This window comes from Bradyrhizobium nivariense, assembly GCF_029846695.2.
GTDB lineage: Bacteria > Pseudomonadota > Alphaproteobacteria > Rhizobiales > Xanthobacteraceae > Bradyrhizobium.
In genome coordinates, this window is record NZ_JARWCR020000015.1 from 1 (window position 1) to 22,096 (window position 22,096).

The window sequence follows — 22,096 nt, forward strand, 5'->3', positions numbered from 1 at the left end:
GCCTCGCCAGCGCATAAGCGGGAGTTCATCGACAAACTCGAGCCTCAAACTGCCGTTTGCCACGACGAGCACTTGCCACATCGCTCCAAAACTCCGCAGAACGCCAAATGCGTCACAAGCTCTCAGGATGACGGAATGAGAGGCGAAGTCGGACCGAAGCGCTCAAAACGATGTAGAGCCGTCGGCGCACTCAAAAGTTGCTTCATTGAACATTGACAACAAGCACGCTGCCGTCATCCCCGCGCACCGCGAAGCGGTTGTCGCTGGAGGTGCGAGCCGTGCGGTGCAAAGCACCGTACGGAGAGCCTCGAAGGATGAGGTTGTGGGCATCTATGTCTACATGCTGCGCTGTGCGGATGGCTCTTTCTACATTGGAAGCGCCACTGGCGAGGACACATCCAAGCGCGTCGACGAGCACAATGCGGGTGCCTATCAAGGATACACCTATTCGAGACGGCCGGTCGTTCTCGTGTGGTCGGAGTATTTCGATCGGATCACTGACGGCATTGCGGCCGAGCGGCAGCTCAAGGGATCGAGCCGAGCCAAAAAGGAGGCGCTCATTCGTTCGGATTGGAGATCGGTGAGCCAGCTTGCGCGGAGACGCGCGGGAGCGCCGAAATCCAAGAAGTAAGCGCTAAAGCATGATCCGGAAAAGTGCGAAGCGGTTTTCCGAAAAGATCATGCTCAAACAACAACCTAAAGCGCGATGATGATTCATCCTGATCTCATCGCGCTTTAGTCCGGTTACAGATGGGCCGTTCATCCTTCGAGGCTCCCGGCGCGATGCTGTGCATCGCGCCATTCGCACCTCAGGATGACGGGGTGGCACGGCGCTGCGGATTTTCCGATGATGACACTATGCCCCTGTTTTGCCCGACGAGTCAAACCGCCTCATGGCCTGCGCGCGTAAGCCGTTGATTTTGCTGTCACCGGCTACTGTGCATGGGGTTGTTTTTCAGGTTTTGACAGGCCGCTACGCCGCCGCCGGCAAATCCGGATCGGCGATCGCGCCGGCGACGCGGACGCGGACGCGCAATGCATTGCCGGGCAGGTAAGCGATCGGCATGTCCTCGACGTCGACGGTCTTGAGGCTGTCGCGTGCAGCGCCGGCCTGAACGGCACGGTCCGCCGCGATAACGCGTGCAGCCGCGATCGCATCCTCGCGGCTGAGATCGCGGAATACCTGATCGGCTTCGCCGCTGACCTGTGCGATCGCGGCGCCAACTGCATTGGCGCAGTCGCCATGCGGCACGCGCACGATCTCGGAAATGCCGGGCAAGCGATCCGGCACCAGGAAGGCGCCGCCACCGACCGCGAGCAGCGGCACGTCGCCGGCCTCGGTCTTCATGCGGTCGATGTCTTCCTCGAGCTTGCGCCAGGCATCGCGCAGCGCGGCTTCGATCAGGCGTTTCGGCAGGTTGGCGACGCGCGAGCGGTCGCCGATCTCGATCAGGCCGGCGGCAACCGCAATGTCGGTAGCGGTGAGACGCGTGCCGCCGAACACCAGCGCGTCCGATGTCAGCCGGTAGCCGACGCTGAGCGGCCCGACGCGGACCGGATCCTCGTCGACATGGCTGCCGCCGCCGAGCCCGATCGACAACAGGTCGGGCATCCGGAACAGCGTGCGGACGCCGCCGACTTCGACCACGGCGTTGGCCTCGCGCGGAAAGCCGTGACGGAGCTGGCCGATGTCGGAGGTGGTGCCGCCGACATCGACGACCATTGCGTCGTCGAGGCCGGAGAGGTGGGCGGCGCCGCGCATGGAATTGGTGGCGCCGGATGCAAAGCTCATCACCGGGAAGGCGGTGGCGATCTCGGCCTGCATGACGGTGCCGTCGTTCTGGGTCAGGAACAGCGGCGCATCGATGCCGCTGTCGGCGATTGCCTTGCGAAAGGCCGCGACCGTGGTGATGGCGAGATCGTGCAGGGAGGCATTGAGGAGCGCGGCGTTCTCGCGTTCGAGCAGGCCGATGCGGCCGAGATCGTGCGACAGCGTTACCGCGACGTCAGGACAGATATCGGCGAGAATCTCGCGCGCGCTGATCTCGCAGGAGGGGTCGAGCGGCGAGAAGCTCGAGCACACCGCGACCGAGCGCAGGCCCTTGTCCCTGATTTTTCGCGCGGCGTCCTTGAGGGCGGCGACATCGAGCGGCATGAAAGGGCGGCCGTCGTAATCGTGGCCGCCCTCCAGCATGAAGATGTCGCCGTTGACGAGCGCGGCGAGGACCGCGGGCCAGTCGCAGAACGGCGGCAGCGAGGCGCTCGCGGGCATGCCGATGCGGATCGCGGCGATCTTCTGGACGTGGCGGCGCTGTACCACTGCATTGATGAAATGCGTGGTGCCGATGACGACCGCATCGACCTTCACCGCCGCGGCCGGCTCGGCGCGCAGCGCTTTCAGCGCATCCAGGATGCCCGAGGTCACGTCGGCGGTGGTCGGGCGCTTGACGGAATGAACGACCTTCTCGTCGACGATCAGCACGGCATCCGTGTTGGTGCCGCCGACATCGATGCCAATACGTTTCATGAGATCTTAAGCTCCAGCCATAGCGGGCGCGAACAGGGAACGATAGTCGAGGTCGTAGCCGAAGGCGCGCGGGCCGACGAATTCGAGGCCCCGGGGACTCGTGAGCACGGGTGGCGCCGGCAGCGCCACAACGGTGACGCGCTGGCCGTAGCGCACGGTCTCGGTGCCGACGCCGTGGCCGTTGACGCTGTCGAGCACACAGATCAAATCGGGTGATGTCGCGATCGCCTCCTCGCCGCGCCAGGCCACGATCCATTCGTTCTGGAACGAAAGCTTGAGCCGGCTGCCGCGGTCGGCATCGCTGCCTTCGATCGTGGCCGAACCGCGCAAGAATCCTTCCGTCGTGCGCCGGGCCACGTCGACAATCTTGCCGGTGAACAGCTTCTTGCCGCCTTCGGTCGAAAGCAGCGCGGCGATCGGATCTTCGTGCCGGCGGTTTGCATCCTGCACGGCGCGGCCGATGCCGATCGCCTTGGTGGTGGTGAAGTGAATACCCCAGTCCTTCACCTCGCGCCCGGTGCGCGGGGCCTTGCTGGTGGAGGCGATCGAGCCCATCTCGACGCAGATTTTGCGGCTCGCCCGCTCCATCCACTTCCAGCTCGGTACTTTTGTCACCACGGCTTCGATGCCGCGCGGATCGTAGAGTGTGCAGGGGTAGGGGCGCAGGTCACCGATCGCAACTGACGTCATCTGCGCCTCCGGGAAGGCGCGGCCCATGCAGTCAGCATCGACCACGGGAATGCCGAGATGAGCGGCCGCCATCAGCGCCTGTACGCCGTTGCCGCCGCCGATCTCGACCGACATCACGGCGCGGAACTTGATGCCGTTGATCTCCTCCTGCATCCGCACCGCGCGCGCGATGTTGCGGCTGTCGGCGAGGCGTTCCTGTCCGACCAGCGGCGCGCCCATGTTGGAGACCACCGCGACCCAGTCGTCGTCATCGAGGTCGAGCGGCGACATCAATTGCACGCGGTGGCCCTCGGCGTAGAGCCGGCGCAGGTTGAGCAGGCCGAGATAGGGGCTGCCGCCGCCGCCGGTGCCGAGGATCCAGGCGCCGACCGCCAGCGCTTCGATCTCCTCGAGGCTGATCGTCTTCAATTCCGGCTTGCTCACGACACCAGCTCCTCGACGATGCGGGCCGCAGCGGCAATGCCGAGGATCACCGGGCCGGGATAGGCGGTGCGCACGCGCGCCTTGTTGGCGCTGGTGTAGCTGATGCAATCCATCACCACGAGATCGGGTTCGAGCTCCGCCATCGTGCGTGCGGCCTCGTCGACCGCAGCATCGTCCGAGCCGGGGCGAAGCGTAACGCCGACCACCTCGACGCTCTCACGCTGCCACTTCTTGTCGATCAGCGCAGTCTGCTCGACGAGCGGCGAGAACACGCCGAGGCGGCCCCTTGGCAGCACGGCCTCGACGAGATTATGCAGAATGGCCGAGGGCAGGATGACGAGGCCGTCAGCCGCGAGATTGGGAAATTTGCCGGTGCAGGCCATCAGCGTCACGCCGACGCCCTCGTGCTTGAAGCGGGTGATCTGCTGGCTCGCGCGACGCTCGACCTCCTTCTTGCTGATTCTGACGCCGTCGCCGTTCGGCAGCAGGGTGAACAGCGTGTCGTAGCCGTCCATCGGCGGGATGGCGTCGATCTCGGCGCGACTCATGCCGTCGAGCGCGCCGCGCAGCTCGATCTCGATGCCCGGCGATAATACGGTGGCGATTTCGGAGGCGACGGTAGGACGTGGGCTCTGGCCGATCACGACCACCCCGATGCGCTGATGCTTCAATGGCATGTTCATGTCTGGTCTAGTCCTTCAAGACGACGAGATCGGCCGGCGTCCAGTCGAGCGTGACACCGTTGCCGGGAACGAACAGGCGGCCCGTGCCTGCATTGGGCTGCTGCACGAGGACGCGATGTCCGCCCTCGAGCACGATGCGATAGAGCACCGCGCCGCCGAGAAAATTGGTGTTCTCGACGACACCATGCGCGGTGACGCCGGACGCACCGTCTGCGGCATCGTTGCGCGGCGAGAGGCGGATCTTTTCGGGACGCAGCGCCACCGAGAGAACGCCGGTGCCTTGCGTCTCGGTGGAGAGAGGTAGCGCCAGCATCAGGCCCTTGCCCGCATCGAGAGCTCGACTGCCAGCGCTTGTCGTGGCGCGTTCGCCCCGAAAGATGTTGGTGTCGCCGATGAAGTCGGCAACGAAACGCGTGGTGGGCCGGTTGTAGATCTCGGCGGGCGTGCCGACCTGCTCGACCCGGCCGCCATTCATCACGGCGATGCGGTCGGACATTGCCAGCGCCTCCTCCTGGTCGTGGGTGACGAACACCAGGGTCAGGCCGAGCTGCTTCTGGAGCTGCTTGAGTTCGAACTGCATCTGCTGGCGCAGCTTCTTGTCCAGTGCACCCAGCGGCTCGTCGCAGAGCAGGACGCGCGGGGCGATCACGATGGCGCGGGCGAGCGCGACGCGCTGCTGCTGGCCGCCGGAGAGCTGGGCGGGCCGGCGGTTCTCCAGGCCGGACAGTTCGACCATGGCGAGCGCGGCCTTCACCTTGGTCGCGATGCTCGCTTTGTCCAGGCCACGCATGCGCAGGCCGAAGGCAACGTTCTCGGCGACGGTGCGATGCGGAAACAGCGCGTAGTTCTGGAACACCATGCCCATGTCGCGCTTGTGTGCCGGCACATGGGTGATGTCGGCGCCGTCGACCCGGATGGCCCCTGCGCTCGGCGTCTCGAAGCCGGCGATCATGCGCAGCGTGGTGGTCTTGCCGCAACCGGACGGACCGAGCAGGGAGAAGAATTCGCCCTGCCGGATGTCCATGGCGACCGTATCCACCGCGCGCACGCCGCCGTCGTAGATCTTGCTGACGCCGGCGATCTCGATCGACGCGCTCATGCGCGGAAAATCCGGTTGACGCGCTGGTCGATCTCGTCCTTGCGCTCGTTGTACCACTTCCAGTCGACCTGGATCAGCTTGGAGACTTTTTCCGGCGTGGTGAGCAGCTTGGCGTCGTACTTGGCGTCGAGCTTCACCTTCCTGTTGGCCGGCGAGTACCACACGGTTTCCGCAAGGCGCTTCTGCACATCCGGACGGAGCATGTAGTTCACATAGGCGTTGGCGAGCTCCTTCATTTTGCTGCCGGGCGTGATGGTCAGGACCTGCTCGAGCGACAGCACGCCTTCGCTCGGCGCGACGAAATCGATCGGCTGGTTCTGCCCGTCATAGCGATAGATGCCGGAATCGTGGATGACGCAGAGGCCAACTTCGCCCGACAGCAGCATCTTCTCCATCGCGCCGGTGAAATCGACGATCTTGATCGGCTTCAGCTTCTCCAGCGCCGCATAGGCCGCATCGAGATCGGTCTGGCCCTTGCCGAACAGCGTGCCGCACATCATCAGGAAGGCCTGGCCGAGGCTGTTGACCGGGATGACATAGCCGCCGCGCACGCCGTTGTATTTCGCGTCCCACAGCTCCTTCCAGGAGGTGACGCCGGCATAGCCCTTGTCGGTGCGCATGCCGAGGCCGATCGCGCTGGTGAAGATCGAGACGCCGACGATCTTGTCGCTGATGGCATAGGGATAGACGTCGGCGAGATTGGGCACGAGCTTGGGATCGATCTTCGGCTCGACCAGCCCCATTTCGGCTGCGGCCCACTGCTCGTTGGAGTTGGTATGCATCACGTCATAGATCGGCGCAGAACGTGAGCTTGCCTGGAGTTTTGGCAGATAAGGGAAGGCGGAGTCGATCTGGAGCTTGCACTTGAACTCGCTCTCGAAGGCCGGCCCGATCTCGGCTTTCATGACCTCGCCCCACTTGCCGCCCCAGCCGGTGATGCGCAGCGTGGGATCGTCGGCGCGTGCGACATAGGGCGCGGCCATCGTGCCGATCCCGAGCGAGGCGCTCGCGACAAGAAAGCGGCGGCGGTTGAGCCGTGACGATCCCAGAGCTTTCATCATGTCTCGATTCCTTTGGGTACAATGAGCGGTTACAGTTTGACGTAGGAGCGCAGGCCGACGGTGCGGTCGAGCCCGACGACGACGAGGAATGCGAGGACGATCGACACCACCGACGCGGCGCCGATGGTGCCGTCCAGATCGAATTTGAGATAGTTGAACAGCGTGACCGGCAGCGTCTCGTTGCCCGGGCTGACCAGGAACAGCGACACCGGGAACTGGTCGAACGAGACGATGAAGGCGAAGATCGCGCCCGCAAGCACGCCCGGCTTGATCAGCGGCAGCGTGACCTCGAAGAAGGTGCGCAGCGGGCTTGCGCCGAGATTGCGTGCGGCTTCCTCGAGGCGCAGGTCGAAATTATGCAGCACCGCGAGCGTCGTGCGCACCACATAGGGCAACGTCACCAGCGTATGGCCCGCGACCAGGCCCCAGGTCGGGCGGCCGACATCGAGCAGCACATAAGTTTGAAATAGCGCCAATCCCGTCAGGATCGCGGGCAGCATCAAAGGCGAGAGCATGGTCGCCACGATCAGCCGCATGCCCGGCAAATTGCCGCGGGCGAGCGCCAGCGCGGCGGATGCGCCGAGCACGGTCGCGGACACCGTGGTTAGGAGCGCGATTTCGAGGCTGAAGCCGAGCGCATGCATGAAATCGCGCGAGGCGAAGAATTTTTCGAACCAGCGCAAGGACACGCCGACCGGCGGAAACTGGATGAAGGGCGTAGGGTTCAGGGCGAACACGACGACGACGGCGATCGGTGCCAGCAGGAAAATCAGGATGGCGATGTTGATGCTGAGATAGAGGTATCGACCATAATGCCTGGGGCTTCCGCCCATACGAACGGGCGTAGCTGCGCGATCAGGTGCGAGCGATGGACTGTGCGAGGTGGAGGTGCTCATCGCCGAGCTCACTGCAATTCGCGCTGGCCGGAGACGAGGCCGAGCGCGCGGTTATAGGCGATGACGAGCATCAGCGAGATCAGCAGCAGGACGATGCCGAGCGCCGCCGCGAAGCCGACGTTGAAGTTCGCCGAAATCTGCTGATAGATCAGGATCGGCAGCGTCATGATCTGGAAGCCGCCGAGCAGGATCGGCGTGACATAGGCGCTGATCGCGAGCGCGAAGACCAGCAGCGAGCCGGCCAGGATGCCGGGCAGGCTCAGCGGCAGCGTCACTTCGATGAAGGCGCGCAAGGGGCTGGCGCCGAGATTTTCCGCAGCCTGCTCCAGCCGTTCGTCGATGCGGCCGATCACGCCGGTGAGCGTCAGCACCATGAAGGGGACGTAGATGTGGACGAGCCCGACCACGATGCCGGTCTCGGTGTACATCAGCTTCAACGGCTGGCTGATCAGCCCGAGCGAGAGCAGCGTCTGATTGATCACGCCCTTGTCGGAGAGCAGCGTCATCCAGGCGAAGGTGCGCACCACGATGCCGGTCAGCATCGGTGCCAGCACCGCCATCAGCAGCAGCGCGTGCCCGGTGCGGCTCCGGATGCGCGCCATCCAGTGTGCGAGCGGATAGCCGATCGCGAGCGCGACCAGCGTGGTCACGAGTCCGATCCGGATCGTGGTCCAGATCACCTCGAGATAATAGGGATCGTCGAACATGCGGGCGTAATGCCGCGTGGTGAAGGCGACCTTCGGCGCCACCACCGGATTGCCGGTGAGCACGCTCATCAGCGCCATCAGTCCGATCGGCAGGAAGAAGAACAGCGCAAACAGCAGCGCGCTCGGCAGAATGAAGAGCGCAAGGCCATTGGGGCGTTGGGCGGCGGCGTCGCTCATCGCGTCCCCGCCTGAGCGCGTGTGACGACCGGGTCCAGTTGATCGCCGGTCAGCCGGCGCAGCTTTGCGGCCATCGCCGTCAGCTCGCGCCGGACATTGGCGCGCTCGGCAACGGTGGTCGCCTGCACCGAATAGGACACCGCGATCCCGATCATCTCGCCTGTCTCGCCGCTCTTCAACGCAAAGCCCTGCGAGCCCACGCCCTCGATGGATTCGTCGGCCGCCTCGGATACGCCGGTGCGGCGGATTTCATCCAGGCGCGCCATCGCCTGCTTGAAGTTCTGCGGCGAGTTGCGCGGCAGCTTTGGATAGGTCGATGGCACGCGGGCTCGGATATCCTCGTCGGAGAGACGTGCGAGCATGGCGCGGCCGTTCGAGGTGGCGAGTGCCGGCGTACGCTGGCCCGGCGGATTGACGACGCGCAAGGGATTGGAGCCCGGCACGATTCTGAGCACGACCTGTTCGTAGCCGTCGAGCACGGCGATGTAACCGGTATGCCCGGTGCGTGCGCAGACCTCGCGCAGCTCGCGCTCGGCCATGCTGATGAGGTCGTCATGGGCGCGGTGCAGCCGGCCGAGCTCGAAGGTGAGGAGCCCCGGTCGATAGCGGCGGGTGTGAGGATCCTGCTCGAGCAGCCCGCAATCGCGCAACGAGCGCAGCAGCCGCGAGGTCGAGCTCTTCGGCTTGCCCGTCAGCGCCATCACGTCGGCGAACGACAGATCGGGCCGCGCGCTGGAAAAGCAGCGCAGGATCTCGATGGCGTTGGTGAGGGCACTCATGGGCCTTGTCCACGTCAGTTCCAAAATTCGGAACCATGTCCCAAATTCTAAGCCTGGCGTGGAAACGGGCAAGCGGAAATTTCCGGCAGGGTGGTGCCCGATTGCGCAGATGCGACCGAAGGTTGCCCGTAGGGAATTCGAAGCGGCGCACCGTGGCCGAACAGTGGGCCGCTTCTTTGGATCAGGCCGCCTCGGCGGCGACGTTGCCGATCCAATCGCGGGCGAGCGCCACGTCGGCTTGCGACAATTGATGGCCCGCCGGCAAGATCTTGTGGGTCACGCTGGCGCCTGCCTCCGACAACTGCGCCGCGAGCCGCGCCGAATTGCTTGCTGGCACGATCGGATCAGCCTGTCCGGACAGGAGCAGGATCGGCTTGCCGCCAAGCTCTGCCTTGGGCGGATCCGACAGCGGCACCATGGCGCGGAGCAGGATCGCGCCTGCCAGCACGTCCGGCTGCAGCAGCAACAGCGCGGCTGCGATGTTGGCGCCGTTGGAGAAGCCGACCGCGACCGGCGCGGCGAGGCCATATCGCTGCCGCGCCTCCGCGACGAAGTCGCCAAGTTCGCGCGCGCGGCGGCGCACATCTTGCTCGTCGAATACGCCTTCGGCGAGGCGGCGGAAGAAGCGCGGCATGCCGTGCTCGAGCACGCGGCCGCGCGGCGAGAGCAGGGCCGAGCCGGGCGAGATCATTTTGCCGAGCCCGAGCAGGTCGTTCTCGTCGCCACCGGTGCCGTGCAGCAGCAGAAGCGGGGCCGAGCCAGCGTCGCGCGCGGGCTCGAAACGATGGATGAACGAATTCTCGGTCACGACACCCTCTCTTCCAAATTCGGCAGGACACCCTCGATCTGCTTGCGCTGCGCCTCGAGGAAGCCCGGCAGCTTCAGCTCACGTCCCAGCGTCGCGACGGGTTCGTCGACGGCGAAGCCGGGGATATCGGTCGCGATCTCGAACAGCACGCCGCCGGGTTCGCGGAAGTAGATCGAGCGGAAGTAGTTGCGGTCCCTCTGCTCGGTCGGATGCAGGCCGTGATTGGAGACAAGCTTCTGCGCCATCTTGCCCTGCTCGGCGTCGTCAGCCGCGCGGAAAGCGATGTGATGCACGGAGCCACCGCCCTGATGCCCGCGCAAAAAGCCCTTGGCCTCGTAGATGTCGACGACGCTGCCTTCGGCATCGCCCGGCGCCTTGAAGCGGATCACAGAACCTTCGCGGCCCGTTTCCTTGAAGCCGAACACGTCGGTGAGGACGGCAGCCGTCTTCGCCGCGCTGTCGAGCAGCAAGGTCACGCCATGGAAGCCACGGATCGCGTGCTCGGCCGGCACGTCGCCATTGCTCCAGCCGGGCTCGTTCTCCGCGCCGGGAATGCCGACCAGCGCCAGCGCCATGCCGTCGGGGTCGGTGAAGGGCAGCACGGACTCGCCAAAGCGCTTCTCCAGCGCCTCGTAGGCGATGCCCTTCTCGGTGAAGCGCTGCGTCCAGTAGCCGAGCGAACGCTGCGGCACGCGGAAGGCGGTCTGATGGGTCTCGCCGACGCCGCGGCGCCCGGCAGGGACGCCGGCCCAGGGAAAGAAGGTCAGGATGGTGCCGGGACGGCCGGTCTCGTCGCCATAATAGAAGTGATAGGTGCCGGGATCGTCGAAATTGACCGTCTTCTTGACGAAGCGCAGGCCGAGATCCCGGGTGTAGAAGCCAAAATTCCTGATGGGGTCGCCGGCGATCGCGGTGACATGGTGCAGTCCAGACATTGTCGTCCTCCAGAATTCGGGGAGCGGTTTTGCTCTCTGGCCGGAAATATCGTTCCGCTTTGGATTGGAGACAATCCATGCAAATATGACGTCTATGTCTACGATTTGGAAACAATCACCGGCGCCAGCCTTTGGATAAGCTCGCTAGCCTCCGGGCGTTCGTAAAAGTGGTCGAAAGCGGCAGCTTTGCCGAGGCGGGCCGGCAGTTGCGGCTGTCGCGCTCGGCGATCAGCAAATATATCGCCGACCTCGAGGAGAGCCTCGGCGTCCAGCTCCTGAACCGGACCACGCGGCATGCGAGCCCGACTGAGAACGGCCAGCGCTATTTCGAGCGCGCGGTCGTGATCCTGTCGGAGATCGAGGCCGCCGATCAGGCGGTGACGCAAGCGCAGTCGGCGCCTCGGGGATTGCTGCGCGTCAACGCGCCGATGTCGTTCGGGACCCTCCGGCTCGGGCCGGTGCTCGCCGACTTCATGGCGCGATATCCGGAGCTGCAGCTCCAGCTCGTGCTCAGCGACGATCTGCTCGATCCCGTCCAGGACGGCTTTGACGTGACGTTGCGGATTGCGGAATTGGAATCGTCGAGTTTGATCGCGCGGAAAATCATGCCGGTGGCGCGCATGATCTGCGCCTCGCCGGATTATCTTTCGCGTCACGGCACGCCAAAACATCCGCAGGATCTGCGCGAGCATGCCTCGCTAACCTACGGCTTCCTGCTTACGGGCAATCAGTGGAAGCTGACCGGCGCCGACGGCGATCACTGGATCCAGCCGGCCTGGTCGCTCTGCGTCAACAATGCCGAAGTGCTGCGCGATGTCGCAATCAAGGGCAGGGGGCTCGCGCTGCTTCCCGAATTCATCGCCGCCGGCGCCTTGAGGAAGGGTGAGCTGCGCATGGTGCTCAAAGAGTATTCTGCGCCGCCGCTTGCGCTCTACGCAGTCTATCCGCCGACCCGGCATCTGTCGGTGAAGGTGCGGCTCTTCATCGACTTCCTGGTCGAGCGCTTCGGTCGCGAGGACGAAGCAGGCGCGCGCAAACCCGCCGCGGCTAGTTGACCGAGTGCTGCTCCGCGGGACGAAGCGAATCGTCCAGCGCGCTCATCGAAGCCTCTCGAAGCGCGGCAAGTTCGCGGGCGGCGCTCTGGCACTCGGGCGGAGACATCGTGGCTGCCGCCAGCTCGATCTCGCGGCAGCGCTCGAACAGGCGGACGAGGCCGAGCGCGCTCGCGGCGCTGCCGAGTTGATGCGCGAACCGCGCGAGCTGCGTGTGATCGCCAAGCTCAGCAGCCTTGGCGACGTCCTCGATCAACTTCTCGCTGGTCTCCTCCAGCAGGTGGTGGAGCTTTGCGATTTGCGCCGCGCCCAGCAGCTCCTTCTGGTCGTCGAGGAAATGCCGGTCGATCAATGTGCCTGCGGCGAGTTGCGCCGCTGCTGGCTCGTCCTCGGGATCGTCCTCGATCGCCTCGCGCAGCGCATTGATCAGGATCGGTTTGCTGACGATCCTGGCGATGCCTGCGCCCGCGAGTCGCTCGCGGGCGCGGCGCGACATGTCGGCGGTCACCGCGATGGTGCGCGGCATCCTCGGCAGACCGAGCTTTCGGATCCGCGACGCCGCCTCGACGCCGTCCATGTCGGGCATGTGCAGATCCATCAGGATGATGTCGAACGCTTGATCGCGGGCGAGAGCGATGGCCGACGCGCCGTTCGTGGCGATGGTGGCGTGATGGCCGAGCCTCTGCAACATCGCTTCGCCGACCTCGCAATTGACGGGGTCGTCGTCGACCAGCAACACGCGAAGCTGCCGTGATGGCGGCTGAACCGCGCCTTGCGCGATGCCACTCGCGACGAGGCCAAGCGGCACTTCAAGCACGAACGAGCTGCCCGCGCCCGGCGTGCTTTCCACCGTCAGCTCACCGTGCATCAGGCGGGTGAGGCGCCGCGCGATCGCGAGGCCCAGGCCGGTGCCGCCGAACCGCCGCGCGATGCTGTCGTCGGCCTGGACGAAATCCTCGAAAATCCGCTCATGCATGTCGGGCGCAATGCCGATGCCGGTATCGCGGACGGTGATGCGCAGCAGAACATGATCGTCATGACGCTCGGCGGCCGCGTTCAAGCCGATGCCGCCGCGCGGGGTGAACTTGATCGCGTTGCCGATCAGATTGAGCAGGATGCGATTGAGCCGCACGGGATCGCCGTGCACGGAGGTGTTGACCGTCGCATCGCAGGCGAGGTCGAAGGTCAGGCCCTTGCCGAAGGCCTGCGGCCGCATCAGATCGGCGGCTGTCTCGATGAGCTGGTCGAGCCGGAAATCGCGGGTCTCCAGCGTTTCGGCGCTGGCCTCGAGGCGCGCATATTCGAGGATGGCGTCGACCAGCGCGATCAGCGTTTCGCCGGATGCCGCCGCAGTCGTGAGGTGGCGCCGCTGCGCATCGCCAAGGCTGCCATCGTCGAGCAGTTGCAGCACGCCCATGACGCCGTTCAGCGGCGTGCGCAGCTCGTGGCTGACGACCGCGAGGAAGCGCGATTTGGTCTCGTTGGCCGCCACTGCCGCGCTGCGCGCGCGCTCGGCGGCGTCGTGCTCGGCAAGGGCCTGGTCTCGCGTCTTCTCCAGCTCGGAGGTGCGCTCGATCACCTTGCGCTCGAGCGTCGCATAGGATTCGTGCAAGTGAGCGGCCATCCGGTTGAACTGATCGCCGAGCGCTTCCAGCTCGTCACCGGTCTTGATCGCGAGCCGCAGGCCGAGGTCGCCGCTGCCGATCCGCCGCGCGCCCTGCGTCAGGATCTGGATCGGCACGGTCATGCGCCGGCTGAGAAACAAAGAGACCAGCACCGCACAGGCCAGCAGGATGACCAGAAGAAATGTCGAGCGTCCGATCGATGCATAGATCGGCGCGTAGGCTTCGGTGAGCGGCAGCTCGACGAACACCAGCCAGCCCAGCGAGGGAACCGTCGCATAGGTCGACAGCACGCGTTGACCGGACAGATCGTCCTTGACCAGGCCGCCTGAGGGCGGCCCCGCGCCATCGAGCGCGGCGCGGACGTCCGCATGGCCGGAGAGATCGCTGCGGCGCAGCGCCCGCCACAGATCGGGGTGCGCGATCAAGATTCCCATGCGGTCGACAACATAGGCCTTGCCGGTGTTGCCCACTCTGATCCCGGCGACGAGGTCCCAGATGAAGCGAAGATTGACCTCGGCGACAATCACATCCGGCGTCAGGCCAGTTCCGCGCGTGGCAAGCGTCATGAATGGCTCGGTGTCACCGAGGAAGTAGACCGGCCCGTAATAGGCCCGGCTGTCATTGGCGCCGCGGAAGGCCGCCGAAGCGGAGAGGTCGGCTTTGCCGCCGATCCTGTCCGCGACACGGCGCGACACGCGCACCTGCTCGCGGCCCCGGGCGTCGAGCTCGGCGATTTCCGCGATCGCAGGCGAGAGGCGCAGGAGGCGGATGGCGTTCAGGCGCTCGTCCTCGTTCGTGGACAGCTCCGGGGGCAGGCGCGAAAGCCATCTGATCTGGTTTTCGATCTGGCCGATGAACTGGCCGATCTGGATGGCGGCAGACGCGGCCTGCTCGCGCTGGGTCGCCGCGAGAAGCTGCTTCTGCTCGCGGTAGGAGAACCAGACGTCGAAGCCGGTGTTGACGGCAAGCGCGGCAAAAGCGAGCGCGACGATCGAGTAGAGGTATTTGCGGAACAGCCGGCCGGGAGGCGTCCGCAAATCTCCCTGGTCGATCGTCTCGTTCACTCGCGAATCTCGTCGGCGCGCGCGAGCAGCGTGAATGGTATAGTCAGGTCCAGCGTGCGGGCGACCGTGCGGTTGATCAGCAGCTCGTATTTCCGCGGCGCTTGCACCGGCAGATCGCCGGCCTTGGTGCCGCGCAGGATGAGATCGACATAGTCGGCCGAGCGCACTTCGAGCGTCGGCCCGTAGCTCATCAGCCCGCCCACATCCATGAAATAGTGGAACGGATAGATCGTGGGGACGCGATATCTCGCCGCCGCCGCGACGATCGCCTGCCGGTTGACCACCAGGAAGCTGTCGACCAGCGCAATCATCGCCGCCTTGGGCGGTTCGGAAAAACGCCTGATGGCTTCGTCGATGTCCGTTGGCGCGTTGACGGGGGCGGGGACCACGGACACTCCGGACGCCACCGCCTCTTGCTCGATGGAGTCGAGGAAGAAGCGGCCGCCGCGAGGTGTGGTCGCCGGGTTGAACAGGATACCGACGCGCGCAAGATCCGGCACGGCCTCCCGGACGAGCTGAAGCCATTTGCCGCCCATCTCGGCGCTGCTGTTGGTGAAGCCGGTCACGTTGCCGCCGGGATGCGCAAGACTCTCGACGAAGCCGTTGCCGACGGGATCGTTGGCGGTCGCGAACACGATCGGGATGGTTTTGGTGGCTTCCAGGACTGCTGCGGTTTCGATCGTCGAGCCGGTCAGGATCACGTCAGGCTTGAGCGCCAGCAATTCCTGGACCGCGGTTTTCAGTCTATCCGAAGCGCCGAAGGTCGAACGGAGCTCGAAGCGGAAATTGATGCCTTCGACCCAACCACGCTGCCTCAAGCCCACGATGAGGCCACCCAGGCGAGAGGTCGGGCTGTCGATCATGCTCCGTCTGGTCAGTTCGTCGTCGAGCGGCAATGCCGTCAGCGATGCCACGACCCGCATGCGATCGGATGTTGCGCCGAGCGTCAGCCAACCCGCAGCGGTTGTGCTCGCAAGGCGAATGAACCCGCGGCGATCGACCGCGAGGGCGGAAGGCCGTTCGGTCATGAAATTCTTTGCATGATGGTTTGCCCCAGGCCGATGTTTAGCGCGAACGGCCGGCATCCACAATTGATGAAAGAATGCTTCTGTGAACCTTCATTCGCAGCGTTAAATTTGTGGGCGACCGTAACTGCGATCCGGGCTACAAGGCCAGCCAGTGCGGAGCGGACGCGCTGTTGAAAGTGCTTGTGCAGCGCGATGTCGTGGAGCTGCCGTAGCTCGCCCTCAACGCCGCAGCGTGAATTCTTCCGCGCTGCGCCGGTGCTCCCACTTCGCCTGTTCCAGCTCAGGCTGGTCGCATTCGATTTCCGGATAGCCGATGCAGAGATAGGCGATGAATTTCCAGGTGTCCGGCACCTCGAGAATGGCGGGGATACGATCCGGATGGAGGATCGATACCCAGCCAAGCCCGATGCCTTCGGCGCGCGCGGCCAGCCACATCGCGGTGATCGCCGCGACCACGGAATATTCCGTCGTCTCCGGCATCGTCGCGCGGCCGAGGCCGTGACCGACGTCGCTGGCCTTGTCTGCGAACACGGCGAGGTGGCCGGGCGCCTGTTCGAGGCCCGACAGTTTCAGCGTGGCATAGCGCGCTGCGCGCTCACCGGCATAGGAATTCAGTGCGTCGGCGTTGCACGCTTTGAAGTCGTCGATCACGGCGCGGCGCCGTGCCGCATCGTCGACGGTGACGAAGCGCCAGGGCTGGCTGAGGCCGACCGAGGGTGAGAGACAGGCCGTCTCGATCAGGCGCTCGATGGCGCCGTCCGGCAGCGGGTCGCTGCGAAAGCGGCGCACATCGCGGCGCCACACGAACAGCTCGCGCAAGTGTTGGCGGAAGGTGTCGTCGAACTCGACCATGACGTCAGCGTCCCATCTGGAAGGCCGCGGCAACCAGCAGGATCAGGATCTCGCCGGTTTGCTCGAACGCGCCGAGGATGTCGCCGGTCTGGCCGCCGACCTGGCGGATGGCAAGTCGCGCCAGCATCAGGCCGGCGAGGGACAGAACGATCAAGCTGACCAACGCTTTGCCAGGCCCAAGCGCGAGCGCGAGCGCGAGGGTTCCAAGAGCAAAGGCGATGGCGACGCTGCGGCCCGGCGGCGATCCGGCGCTCGCCGACAGTCCGTCAGGTCGCGCGGGGGTGACCAGCGACATGAAGGCCGGCACGCCCGCGCGGGCCGCGGCGTGCGCAGCGCACAGCGCGAGCGCGACTGCCCACGGATTGGCGATCGCCGTGAGTGCGCTCCAGCGCAGGCCGAACGACAGGATCAGCGCGCAAACGCCATAGCTGCCGATCCGGCTGTCGCGCATGATCTCGAGCTTGCGCTCGCGCGTGCGGCCGCCGCCGAGCCCGTCGGCGGTATCGGCGAGGCCGTCCTCGTGCAGCGCGCCGGTGATGAGAGCGGTCGTCGCCAGCGCGAGCAGGGCGGCGAGGTTCGGTGTCAGTCCGAACCGGCTGGCGATCGCATAGACCAAAGCGCCGGTAAGGCCGACCAGCAGTCCCGCGACGGGGAGGGCCCAGGTCGCGCGCGCGACGGCGCCGTCCTCTGCGGGCTTCGACGAAGCGACGGGGAGGATCGTCACGAACGATGCCGCCATCCTGAGATCGGCAATGAGGTCCCGCAGAAGTTCGGCGCGCGGCATCATTTCAGTTTCATCGGCAGGCCCGCGACGACGAATTCGACCTCGTCGGCGACATCAGCGATGATCTGGTTCATGATCCCGGCAGCGTCGCGAAAGCTGCGCGCCAGCGCGTTGTCAGGCACGATGCCAAGGCCGACTTCGTTGGTGACGAGAACGACGGGGCTATTCAAGCGGGGCAGGGCGCTGGCGAGCTCGCTCACCTCGCGCTCCCAGTTGCGTTCTGCATGGAGCAGGTTGGAGAGCCACAGCGTCAGGCAATCGACGAGTCGCGCGCCGTCGTCGTCGGTTGCGAGCAGCGCGGGCACGAGATCGAGCGGCACTTCGCGTTCCCTCCAGTCGGTTCCGCGGCGCGCACGGTGCCTGGCGATGCGCGCCTCCATTTCCGCATCGAGCGCCTCGGCCGTGGCTACATAAACGGGCTGCCCGGGAAAGGCACGCGTGCGCAGTTCCGCACGCTTGCTCTTGCCCGACCGCGCTCCGCCGGTGATCAAAATGACGGCCATGGAGGTCTCCTGTCGGCCAGCACTAATCACCAAACGTGGCCAAAGACAAAGCCGAAATCAGACGGGCGGGGCTTGCGCTCCGGCCATGGTTTGCGCAACAGGGGCGGGACAGGAGGCGTGCGTGGGTTTTGCGGGTGCGATGGTCGTGGCGATGGCGGTGGATGCCCTGTTGGGCTGGCCATCGTGGTTGTTCGCGCGGGTCGGCCATCCCGTCGCCTGGCTCGGCCGGCTGATCGCTGCCATCGACACCGCCTGGAATCGGCCCGCCGATCCGCCGGCATTTCGCCGCGCCGCTGGTCTCGCGGGGGCGCTCATGGTGATCGCGCTCTCGGTCGCGCTCGGTTGGGCGCTTCAGTCCTTGCTTCCCTCAGGCTGGATCCAGATCGTGCTGGTCGGCGTTCTGGCGTGGCCGCTGGTCGCCTTGCGTTCGTTGCACGACCACGTTGCTGCCGTCGCAAACCCGATGCGGGCCGGTGACATCGCCGCCGCACGCGACGCGGTCTCGCGCATCGTTGGCCGCGATCCCCTAGCGCTCGACGAGGCCGGCATCGCGCGCGCGGCGATCGAGAGCCTCGCCGAGAATGCATCCGACGGCATCGTCGCACCCGTGTTCTGGGGCGCGCTGTTCGGTCTGCCCGGCATTTTGGGCTACAAGGCGATCAACACGCTGGACTCCATGATCGGCCATCGCTCCGAACGCCACCAAGCCTTCGGCTGGGCCGCGGCGCGCATCGACGATGTCGCCAATGTCATTCCGGCGCGGCTGACCGGATTTCTGTTCGTGCTGCTGGCGCCACGGCGATCGGAGGCGTTATCTTGCATGACGCGGGATGCGGGCCGTCACCGTTCGCCCAATGCCGGCTGGCCGGAAGCAGCCATGGCCGGTGCGCTTGGTGTGCGGCTGAGCGGTCCCCGGATCTATCACGGCAGCACCACGAACGAGCCATGGCTGAATGAAGGTGCGCGCGATCCGCTTGCTGCCGACATCGATCGGGGATTGACGGTTTACCGCCGTGCCATGCTGCTGCTCGCCGGCGTCCTTGCGATCCTGATCTTCGCGTGAAAGAACAGCGCATGCGCGAGCACGGTGGAAATCTCGATCTGGCCCAGCAGCGTTTCGGCGGACGCGCGGAGGACTGGATCGATCTGTCGACCGGGATCAACAGGCTGCCTTATCCCGTCGGCGAGGTGAGCGTGCGCGCGTGGAGCGCGTTGCCGTCGCGGGCCGAGATTGAGGCGCTGCATCAGGCGGCGCGGCACGCTTACCGCACGAGCGCGGCGGTTGTCGCGCTCGGCGGCGCGCAAGCCGCGATTCAATTGCTGCCGCAACTCGCGCCACCCGGCCACGCGCGCATCCTCGCGCCGACCTACAACGAATATGCCGGAGTCCTCTCGGCTGCGGGCTGGGAGGTGGAAGAGGTCAGCGCGCTCGACGCGCTGGCCGGCGCGGACCTCGCCATTGTCGCCAATCCCAACAATCCTGACGGCCGATGCCATATACCAAAGGATTTGCTGGCGCTGCTGCCGCGCGTCGGCCGTCTCGTCATCGACGAGAGTTTTGCCGATGTGGCCTCGCAGCTTTCACTTGCATCTGAGGATCGGCCGGGGCTGCTGATCCTGCGCTCCTTTGGAAAGTTTTATGGTCTTGCCGGCCTGCGGCTCGGCTTCGCGCTCGGCAATTCGTCCGACATCGCCAGGCTCGCATCGATGTCGGGGCCTTGGCCGGTCTCGGGAGCGGCGATCGCGATCGGTTGCCGCGGTCTGCGTGATGATGCCTGGGCCGAGGCCACGTCCGCGCGGCTCGCGCGAGACTGCGTTCGCATCGACGGCATGGTGCAGTCGCAAGGCTGGCGGCTCGTCGGCGGGACGCCGCTGTTTCGTCTCTACGAGACGCCCGACGCGCTCGCCGCGCAGGAGAAGCTCGCGCGCGGCCAGATCTGGTCGCGCGTCTTCGCGCGGGAGCCGACGTGGCTGCGCCTCGGGCTTCCGGGCAGCGAATCCGAATGGACGCGCCTGGCCGAGACTCTAGCGCGCTAGCGCGAGCAAGCCTTCAACGTCGAGATGGGCTTCGATGTGATCGGCGAGCGCATCGAGCGCGCTCTCGACCCTCGCGTGATAGGGCTCGTCGCCGGCAGGAATGTCGAGCTTTGCCAAGAACGCCTTGCGGAAATCATCCGACGTGAACAGGCCATGCAGATAGCTGCCTTGCACGCGTTCATCGCGCGTGATCGCGCCTTCCGGTTCGCCATTCAGCTTTGCGAATGGGCGCGCGCGATCGGGTCCGTCGGTGCGGCCGATGTGGATTTCGTAGGCTTCGATCGGCTGATCCGTGGCGGCGTGCACGGCCGCGACGCGCGTCAGCGTCTTCTCCGAGCTCATCACCGTTTCTACATCCAGAAGTCCGAGGCCCGGTGTGTTGCCGGCAGGACCTTCGATGCCATCAGGATCGGCGACGCTTCGTCCGAGCATCTGATAGCCGCCGCAGAGCCCGAGCACATGGCCGCCCCTGCGGTGATGCGCCAGGAGATCGATGTCCCAGCCCTGCGCGCGCAGGAAGGCGAGGTCGCCGCGGGTGGATTTCGAGCCGGGAATGATGACGAGGCGCACGTCGCCGGGGATTGCTTCGCCCGGCCGCACCATCACGAGGTCGACGCCAGGTTCGAGCTTGAGCGGATCGAGATCGTCGAAATTGGCGATCCGCGACAGCGCGAGACAGGCGATCTTGCATTGGCCGGGTTTTCGCGCATCGCTCAGGCCCAGCGCATCCTCAGCCGGCAGCTCGCCGGCGCGCGTGAACCAGGGCAGCACGCCAAAGGCGCGCCATGTGGTCTTCGCTTCGATCAGCTTGTAGCCGTCATCGAACAACGTGGGATCGCCGCGGAACTTGTTGATGACAAACCCCTGGATCATCACGGCATCGTCCGGGTCGATCACCGTCTTGATGCCGACGAGTTGCGCGATGACCCCGCCGCGGTCGATGTCGCCGACCAGTACGACCGGCACGTCGGCCTTGCGCGCAAAGCCCATATTGGCGATGTCGGCCTTGCGCAAGTTCACCTCGGCCGGACTGCCGGCACCTTCCACGAGCACGAGATCGGCGCGCGCTTTCAGCCGCTCAAAACTCTCCAGCACCGCAGCCATCAATGAAGGCTTCATCGCCGCATATTCGCGCGCACGCGCAGTCGCGATGCGTTTTCCCTGCACGATCACCTGCGCGCCGACATCCGTCTCGGGCTTCAGCAGCACCGGGTTCATGTCGGTGTGCGGCTCGACGCGGGCGGCGAGCGCCTGGAGCGCCTGGGCGCGGCCGATCTCGCCGCCGTCAACGGTGACGGCGGCATTGTTCGACATGTTCTGCGGCTTGAACGGGAGCACGCGCAGGCCGCGTCGCACAAAGGCGCGCGCGAGGCCGGCGACGATGAGCGACTTGCCCACGTCCGAGCCGGCCCCCTGGATCATCAATGCGCGCGCCATGGTGTCTTCAGAACCTGGTGTCTTTAGAACTCGACGCCGGCTTGCGCCTTGATGCCGGAACGGAAGGGATGCTTGACCAGCGTCATCTCGGTGACGAGATCGGCGATATCGATCAGCTCGTCCTTGGCGTTGCGTCCGGTGAGCACGACATGCGTCATCGCCGGCTTCTGCGTCGTCAGGAAATCGACGACCTCGGCGATGTCGAGATAGTCGTAGCGCAGCGCGATGTTGATCTCGTCGAGCACAACCATGCGGAGGTTCTGGTCGAGGATCAGCTCCTTGGCCTTCTCCCAGCCGGCACGGGCGGCGGCGATATCGCGGGCGCGGTCCTGCGTCTCCCAGGTAAAACCTTCGCCCATGGCGTGGAACTGACAGAGGTCGCCGAAATGGCCGGTGAGCATGCGGCGCTCGCCGGTATCCCAGGCGCCCTTGATGAACTGCACGACCGCGCAGGGGAAGCCATGGGCGACGCAGCGGATGATCATGCCGAAGGCCGAGGAGGACTTGCCCTTGCCGGCGCCGGTGTGGACGATGATGAGGCCCTTTTCACCGCTCTTGGTCGCCATGATCTTGTCGCGGGCGGCCTTCTTCTTCGCCATTTTCGAGGCGTGGCGGTCGTCGGCTTCGTCGGCCGTCTGGGTATCCGGTTCGGGCGTCATCGGACGGGGTCCTTCGGCTTGACAAGAGGCGGTCGGGGGCAAATGGTGGCCCGGCGTTGGTTCCTGTCCTACGACAGGCGAAGAGGGAATGCGATAGGGTCCGAATCGGCAAGATTTGGTTCCAAAATGCAGCCGCTCCCGCGACCGTGACCGGAGAGATGCCCGAAGCCACTGATCCCCTTGGGGATCGGGAAGGCGGGGATCGAAGGGTGCAAACCCTGCTCCGCAAGCCGGGAGACCTGCCAGCGCGGACGATTTTGGACCGGCGGA

Annotated in this window: 21 protein-coding genes and 1 riboswitch; of the genes, 4 read left to right on the forward strand and 17 right to left on the reverse strand. The window is 65.5% G+C overall.

Going from position 1 to position 22,096, the window contains the following annotated elements; genetic code table 11:
• Positions 1-322 precede the first annotated feature (322 nt).
• On the forward strand, positions 323-631 hold the full coding sequence (locus tag QCM77_RS14550; RefSeq protein ID WP_279684012.1) for a GIY-YIG nuclease family protein: 309 nt from the start codon (positions 323-325) through the stop codon (positions 629-631).
• A 342-nt stretch (positions 632-973) separates the two neighbouring features.
• Here QCM77_RS14550 and QCM77_RS14555 read toward each other — a convergent pair whose 3' ends face one another.
• The 10 genes from QCM77_RS14555 to QCM77_RS14600 form a co-directional block, all read right to left on the reverse strand.
• A complete protein-coding gene (locus tag QCM77_RS14555) occupies positions 974-2,527 on the reverse strand; it encodes a hydantoinase/oxoprolinase N-terminal domain-containing protein (RefSeq protein ID WP_279684013.1) in 1,554 nt (517 codons plus the stop codon).
• Positions 2,528-2,533: 6 nt separating this feature from the next.
• On the reverse strand, positions 2,534-3,640 hold the full coding sequence (locus tag QCM77_RS14560; protein WP_279659892.1) for an S-methyl thiohydantoin desulfurase family protein: 1,107 nt from the start codon (positions 3,638-3,640) through the stop codon (positions 2,534-2,536).
• On the reverse strand, positions 3,637-4,323 hold the full coding sequence (locus QCM77_RS14565; RefSeq protein ID WP_279659891.1) for an AroM family protein: 687 nt from the start codon (positions 4,321-4,323) through the stop codon (positions 3,637-3,639). Before QCM77_RS14565 ends, QCM77_RS14560 begins: the two co-directional genes overlap by 4 nt.
• A gap of 7 nt (positions 4,324-4,330) precedes the next feature.
• The gene (locus QCM77_RS14570) at positions 4,331-5,422 is read right to left on the reverse strand and encodes an ABC transporter ATP-binding protein (protein WP_279659890.1); all 1,092 of its coding nucleotides are present in this window, start codon (positions 5,420-5,422) and stop codon (positions 4,331-4,333) included.
• A complete protein-coding gene (locus QCM77_RS14575) occupies positions 5,419-6,483 on the reverse strand; it encodes an ABC transporter substrate-binding protein (RefSeq protein WP_279659889.1) in 1,065 nt (354 codons plus the stop codon). The genes QCM77_RS14570 and QCM77_RS14575 overlap by 4 nt, the downstream gene beginning before the upstream one ends.
• 29 nt (positions 6,484-6,512) lie before the next feature.
• Positions 6,513-7,379, reverse strand: coding sequence for an ABC transporter permease (locus tag QCM77_RS14580; RefSeq protein WP_279684014.1), 867 nt, complete (start codon positions 7,377-7,379; stop codon positions 6,513-6,515).
• An 8-nt stretch (positions 7,380-7,387) separates the two neighbouring features.
• Positions 7,388-8,263 carry an ABC transporter permease gene (locus QCM77_RS14585; protein ID WP_279684015.1) on the reverse strand — a complete coding sequence of 292 codons (876 nt, stop codon included), beginning with the start codon at positions 8,261-8,263 and terminating at the stop codon, positions 7,388-7,390.
• Entirely contained in the window at positions 8,260-9,042 is a 783-nt protein-coding gene (locus QCM77_RS14590; RefSeq protein WP_279659886.1) for an IclR family transcriptional regulator, read from the reverse strand. The genes QCM77_RS14585 and QCM77_RS14590 overlap by 4 nt, the downstream gene beginning before the upstream one ends.
• A 181-nt stretch (positions 9,043-9,223) precedes the next feature.
• Positions 9,224-9,850 (reverse strand): alpha/beta hydrolase, encoded by a 627-nt coding sequence (locus QCM77_RS14595; protein WP_279684016.1) that lies wholly within the window; start codon positions 9,848-9,850, stop codon positions 9,224-9,226.
• Positions 9,847-10,785, reverse strand: a complete 939-nt coding sequence (locus tag QCM77_RS14600) for a ring-cleaving dioxygenase (protein ID WP_279684017.1) — start codon at positions 10,783-10,785, stop codon at positions 9,847-9,849. Before QCM77_RS14600 ends, QCM77_RS14595 begins: the two co-directional genes overlap by 4 nt.
• 131 nt (positions 10,786-10,916) lie before the next feature.
• On the opposite strand from QCM77_RS14600, the gene QCM77_RS14605 reads away from it, so the two are divergent.
• Positions 10,917-11,840, forward strand: a complete 924-nt coding sequence (locus QCM77_RS14605; protein WP_279684018.1) for a LysR family transcriptional regulator — start codon at positions 10,917-10,919, stop codon at positions 11,838-11,840.
• On the opposite strand, the gene QCM77_RS14610 is transcribed toward QCM77_RS14605, so the two are convergent.
• From QCM77_RS14610 to cobU, 5 genes are all read right to left on the reverse strand, one after another.
• The gene (locus QCM77_RS14610) at positions 11,833-14,526 is read right to left on the reverse strand and encodes a hybrid sensor histidine kinase/response regulator (protein ID WP_279684019.1); all 2,694 of its coding nucleotides are present in this window, start codon (positions 14,524-14,526) and stop codon (positions 11,833-11,835) included. The genes QCM77_RS14605 and QCM77_RS14610 overlap by 8 nt on opposite strands.
• A complete protein-coding gene (locus QCM77_RS14615; protein WP_279659882.1) occupies positions 14,523-15,554 on the reverse strand; it encodes an ABC transporter substrate-binding protein in 1,032 nt (343 codons plus the stop codon). Before QCM77_RS14615 ends, QCM77_RS14610 begins: the two co-directional genes overlap by 4 nt.
• Positions 15,555-15,773: 219 nt before the next feature.
• Positions 15,774-16,406 (reverse strand): 5,6-dimethylbenzimidazole synthase, encoded by a 633-nt coding sequence (bluB, locus tag QCM77_RS14620; protein ID WP_279684020.1) that lies wholly within the window; start codon positions 16,404-16,406, stop codon positions 15,774-15,776.
• Positions 16,407-16,410: 4 nt separating this feature from the next.
• A complete protein-coding gene (gene cobS, locus QCM77_RS14625) occupies positions 16,411-17,193 on the reverse strand; it encodes an adenosylcobinamide-GDP ribazoletransferase (RefSeq protein WP_279684021.1) in 783 nt (260 codons plus the stop codon).
• On the reverse strand, positions 17,190-17,693 hold the full coding sequence (gene cobU, locus QCM77_RS14630) for a bifunctional adenosylcobinamide kinase/adenosylcobinamide-phosphate guanylyltransferase (protein WP_279684022.1): 504 nt from the start codon (positions 17,691-17,693) through the stop codon (positions 17,190-17,192). The genes cobS and cobU overlap by 4 nt, the downstream gene beginning before the upstream one ends.
• Positions 17,694-17,814: 121 nt before the next feature.
• Here cobU and cbiB point away from each other — a divergent pair, with 121 nt between their 5' ends.
• Complete coding sequence (gene cbiB / locus QCM77_RS14635; protein WP_279684023.1) at positions 17,815-18,756, forward strand: adenosylcobinamide-phosphate synthase CbiB; 942 nt, start codon at positions 17,815-17,817, stop codon at positions 18,754-18,756.
• Positions 18,757-18,767: 11 nt separating this feature from the next.
• Complete coding sequence (gene cobD, locus QCM77_RS14640; protein WP_279684024.1) at positions 18,768-19,730, forward strand: threonine-phosphate decarboxylase CobD; 963 nt, start codon at positions 18,768-18,770, stop codon at positions 19,728-19,730.
• Here cobD and QCM77_RS14645 read toward each other — a convergent pair.
• Entirely contained in the window at positions 19,719-21,167 is a 1,449-nt protein-coding gene (locus tag QCM77_RS14645) for a cobyric acid synthase (RefSeq protein ID WP_279684025.1), read from the reverse strand. The genes cobD and QCM77_RS14645 overlap by 12 nt on opposite strands.
• A 23-nt stretch (positions 21,168-21,190) precedes the next feature.
• Complete coding sequence (gene cobO, locus QCM77_RS14650) at positions 21,191-21,826, reverse strand: cob(I)yrinic acid a,c-diamide adenosyltransferase (protein ID WP_279684026.1); 636 nt, start codon at positions 21,824-21,826, stop codon at positions 21,191-21,193.
• A 40-nt stretch (positions 21,827-21,866) separates the two neighbouring features.
• A riboswitch (cobalamin riboswitch) is annotated at positions 21,867-22,087 on the forward strand.
• Positions 22,088-22,096 lie beyond the last annotated feature (9 nt).

Coding starts and splice junctions, on each gene's coding strand:
- QCM77_RS14555 (WP_279684013.1), bottom strand. CDS start 2,527: ATGAAACGTATTGGCATCGATGTCGGCGGCACCAACACGGATGCCGTG.
- QCM77_RS14565 (WP_279659891.1), bottom strand. CDS start 4,323: ATGAACATGCCATTGAAGCATCAGCGCATCGGGGTGGTCGTGATCGGC.
- QCM77_RS14570 (WP_279659890.1), bottom strand. CDS start 5,422: ATGAGCGCGTCGATCGAGATCGCCGGCGTCAGCAAGATCTACGACGGC.
- QCM77_RS14575 (WP_279659889.1), bottom strand. CDS start 6,483: ATGATGAAAGCTCTGGGATCGTCACGGCTCAACCGCCGCCGCTTTCTT.
- QCM77_RS14580 (WP_279684014.1), bottom strand. CDS start 7,379: ATGAGCACCTCCACCTCGCACAGTCCATCGCTCGCACCTGATCGCGCA.
- QCM77_RS14585 (WP_279684015.1), bottom strand. CDS start 8,263: ATGAGCGACGCCGCCGCCCAACGCCCCAATGGCCTTGCGCTCTTCATT.
- QCM77_RS14590 (WP_279659886.1), bottom strand. CDS start 9,042: ATGAGTGCCCTCACCAACGCCATCGAGATCCTGCGCTGCTTTTCCAGC.
- QCM77_RS14600 (WP_279684017.1), bottom strand. CDS start 10,785: ATGTCTGGACTGCACCATGTCACCGCGATCGCCGGCGACCCCATCAGG.
- QCM77_RS14615 (WP_279659882.1), bottom strand. CDS start 15,554: ATGACCGAACGGCCTTCCGCCCTCGCGGTCGATCGCCGCGGGTTCATT.
- bluB (WP_279684020.1), bottom strand. CDS start 16,406: ATGGTCGAGTTCGACGACACCTTCCGCCAACACTTGCGCGAGCTGTTC.
- cobS (WP_279684021.1), bottom strand. CDS start 17,193: ATGATGCCGCGCGCCGAACTTCTGCGGGACCTCATTGCCGATCTCAGG.
- cobU (WP_279684022.1), bottom strand. CDS start 17,693: ATGGCCGTCATTTTGATCACCGGCGGAGCGCGGTCGGGCAAGAGCAAG.
- cobD (WP_279684024.1), top strand. CDS start 18,768: ATGCGCGAGCACGGTGGAAATCTCGATCTGGCCCAGCAGCGTTTCGGC.
- QCM77_RS14645 (WP_279684025.1), bottom strand. CDS start 21,167: ATGGCGCGCGCATTGATGATCCAGGGGGCCGGCTCGGACGTGGGCAAG.
- cobO (WP_279684026.1), bottom strand. CDS start 21,826: ATGACGCCCGAACCGGATACCCAGACGGCCGACGAAGCCGACGACCGC.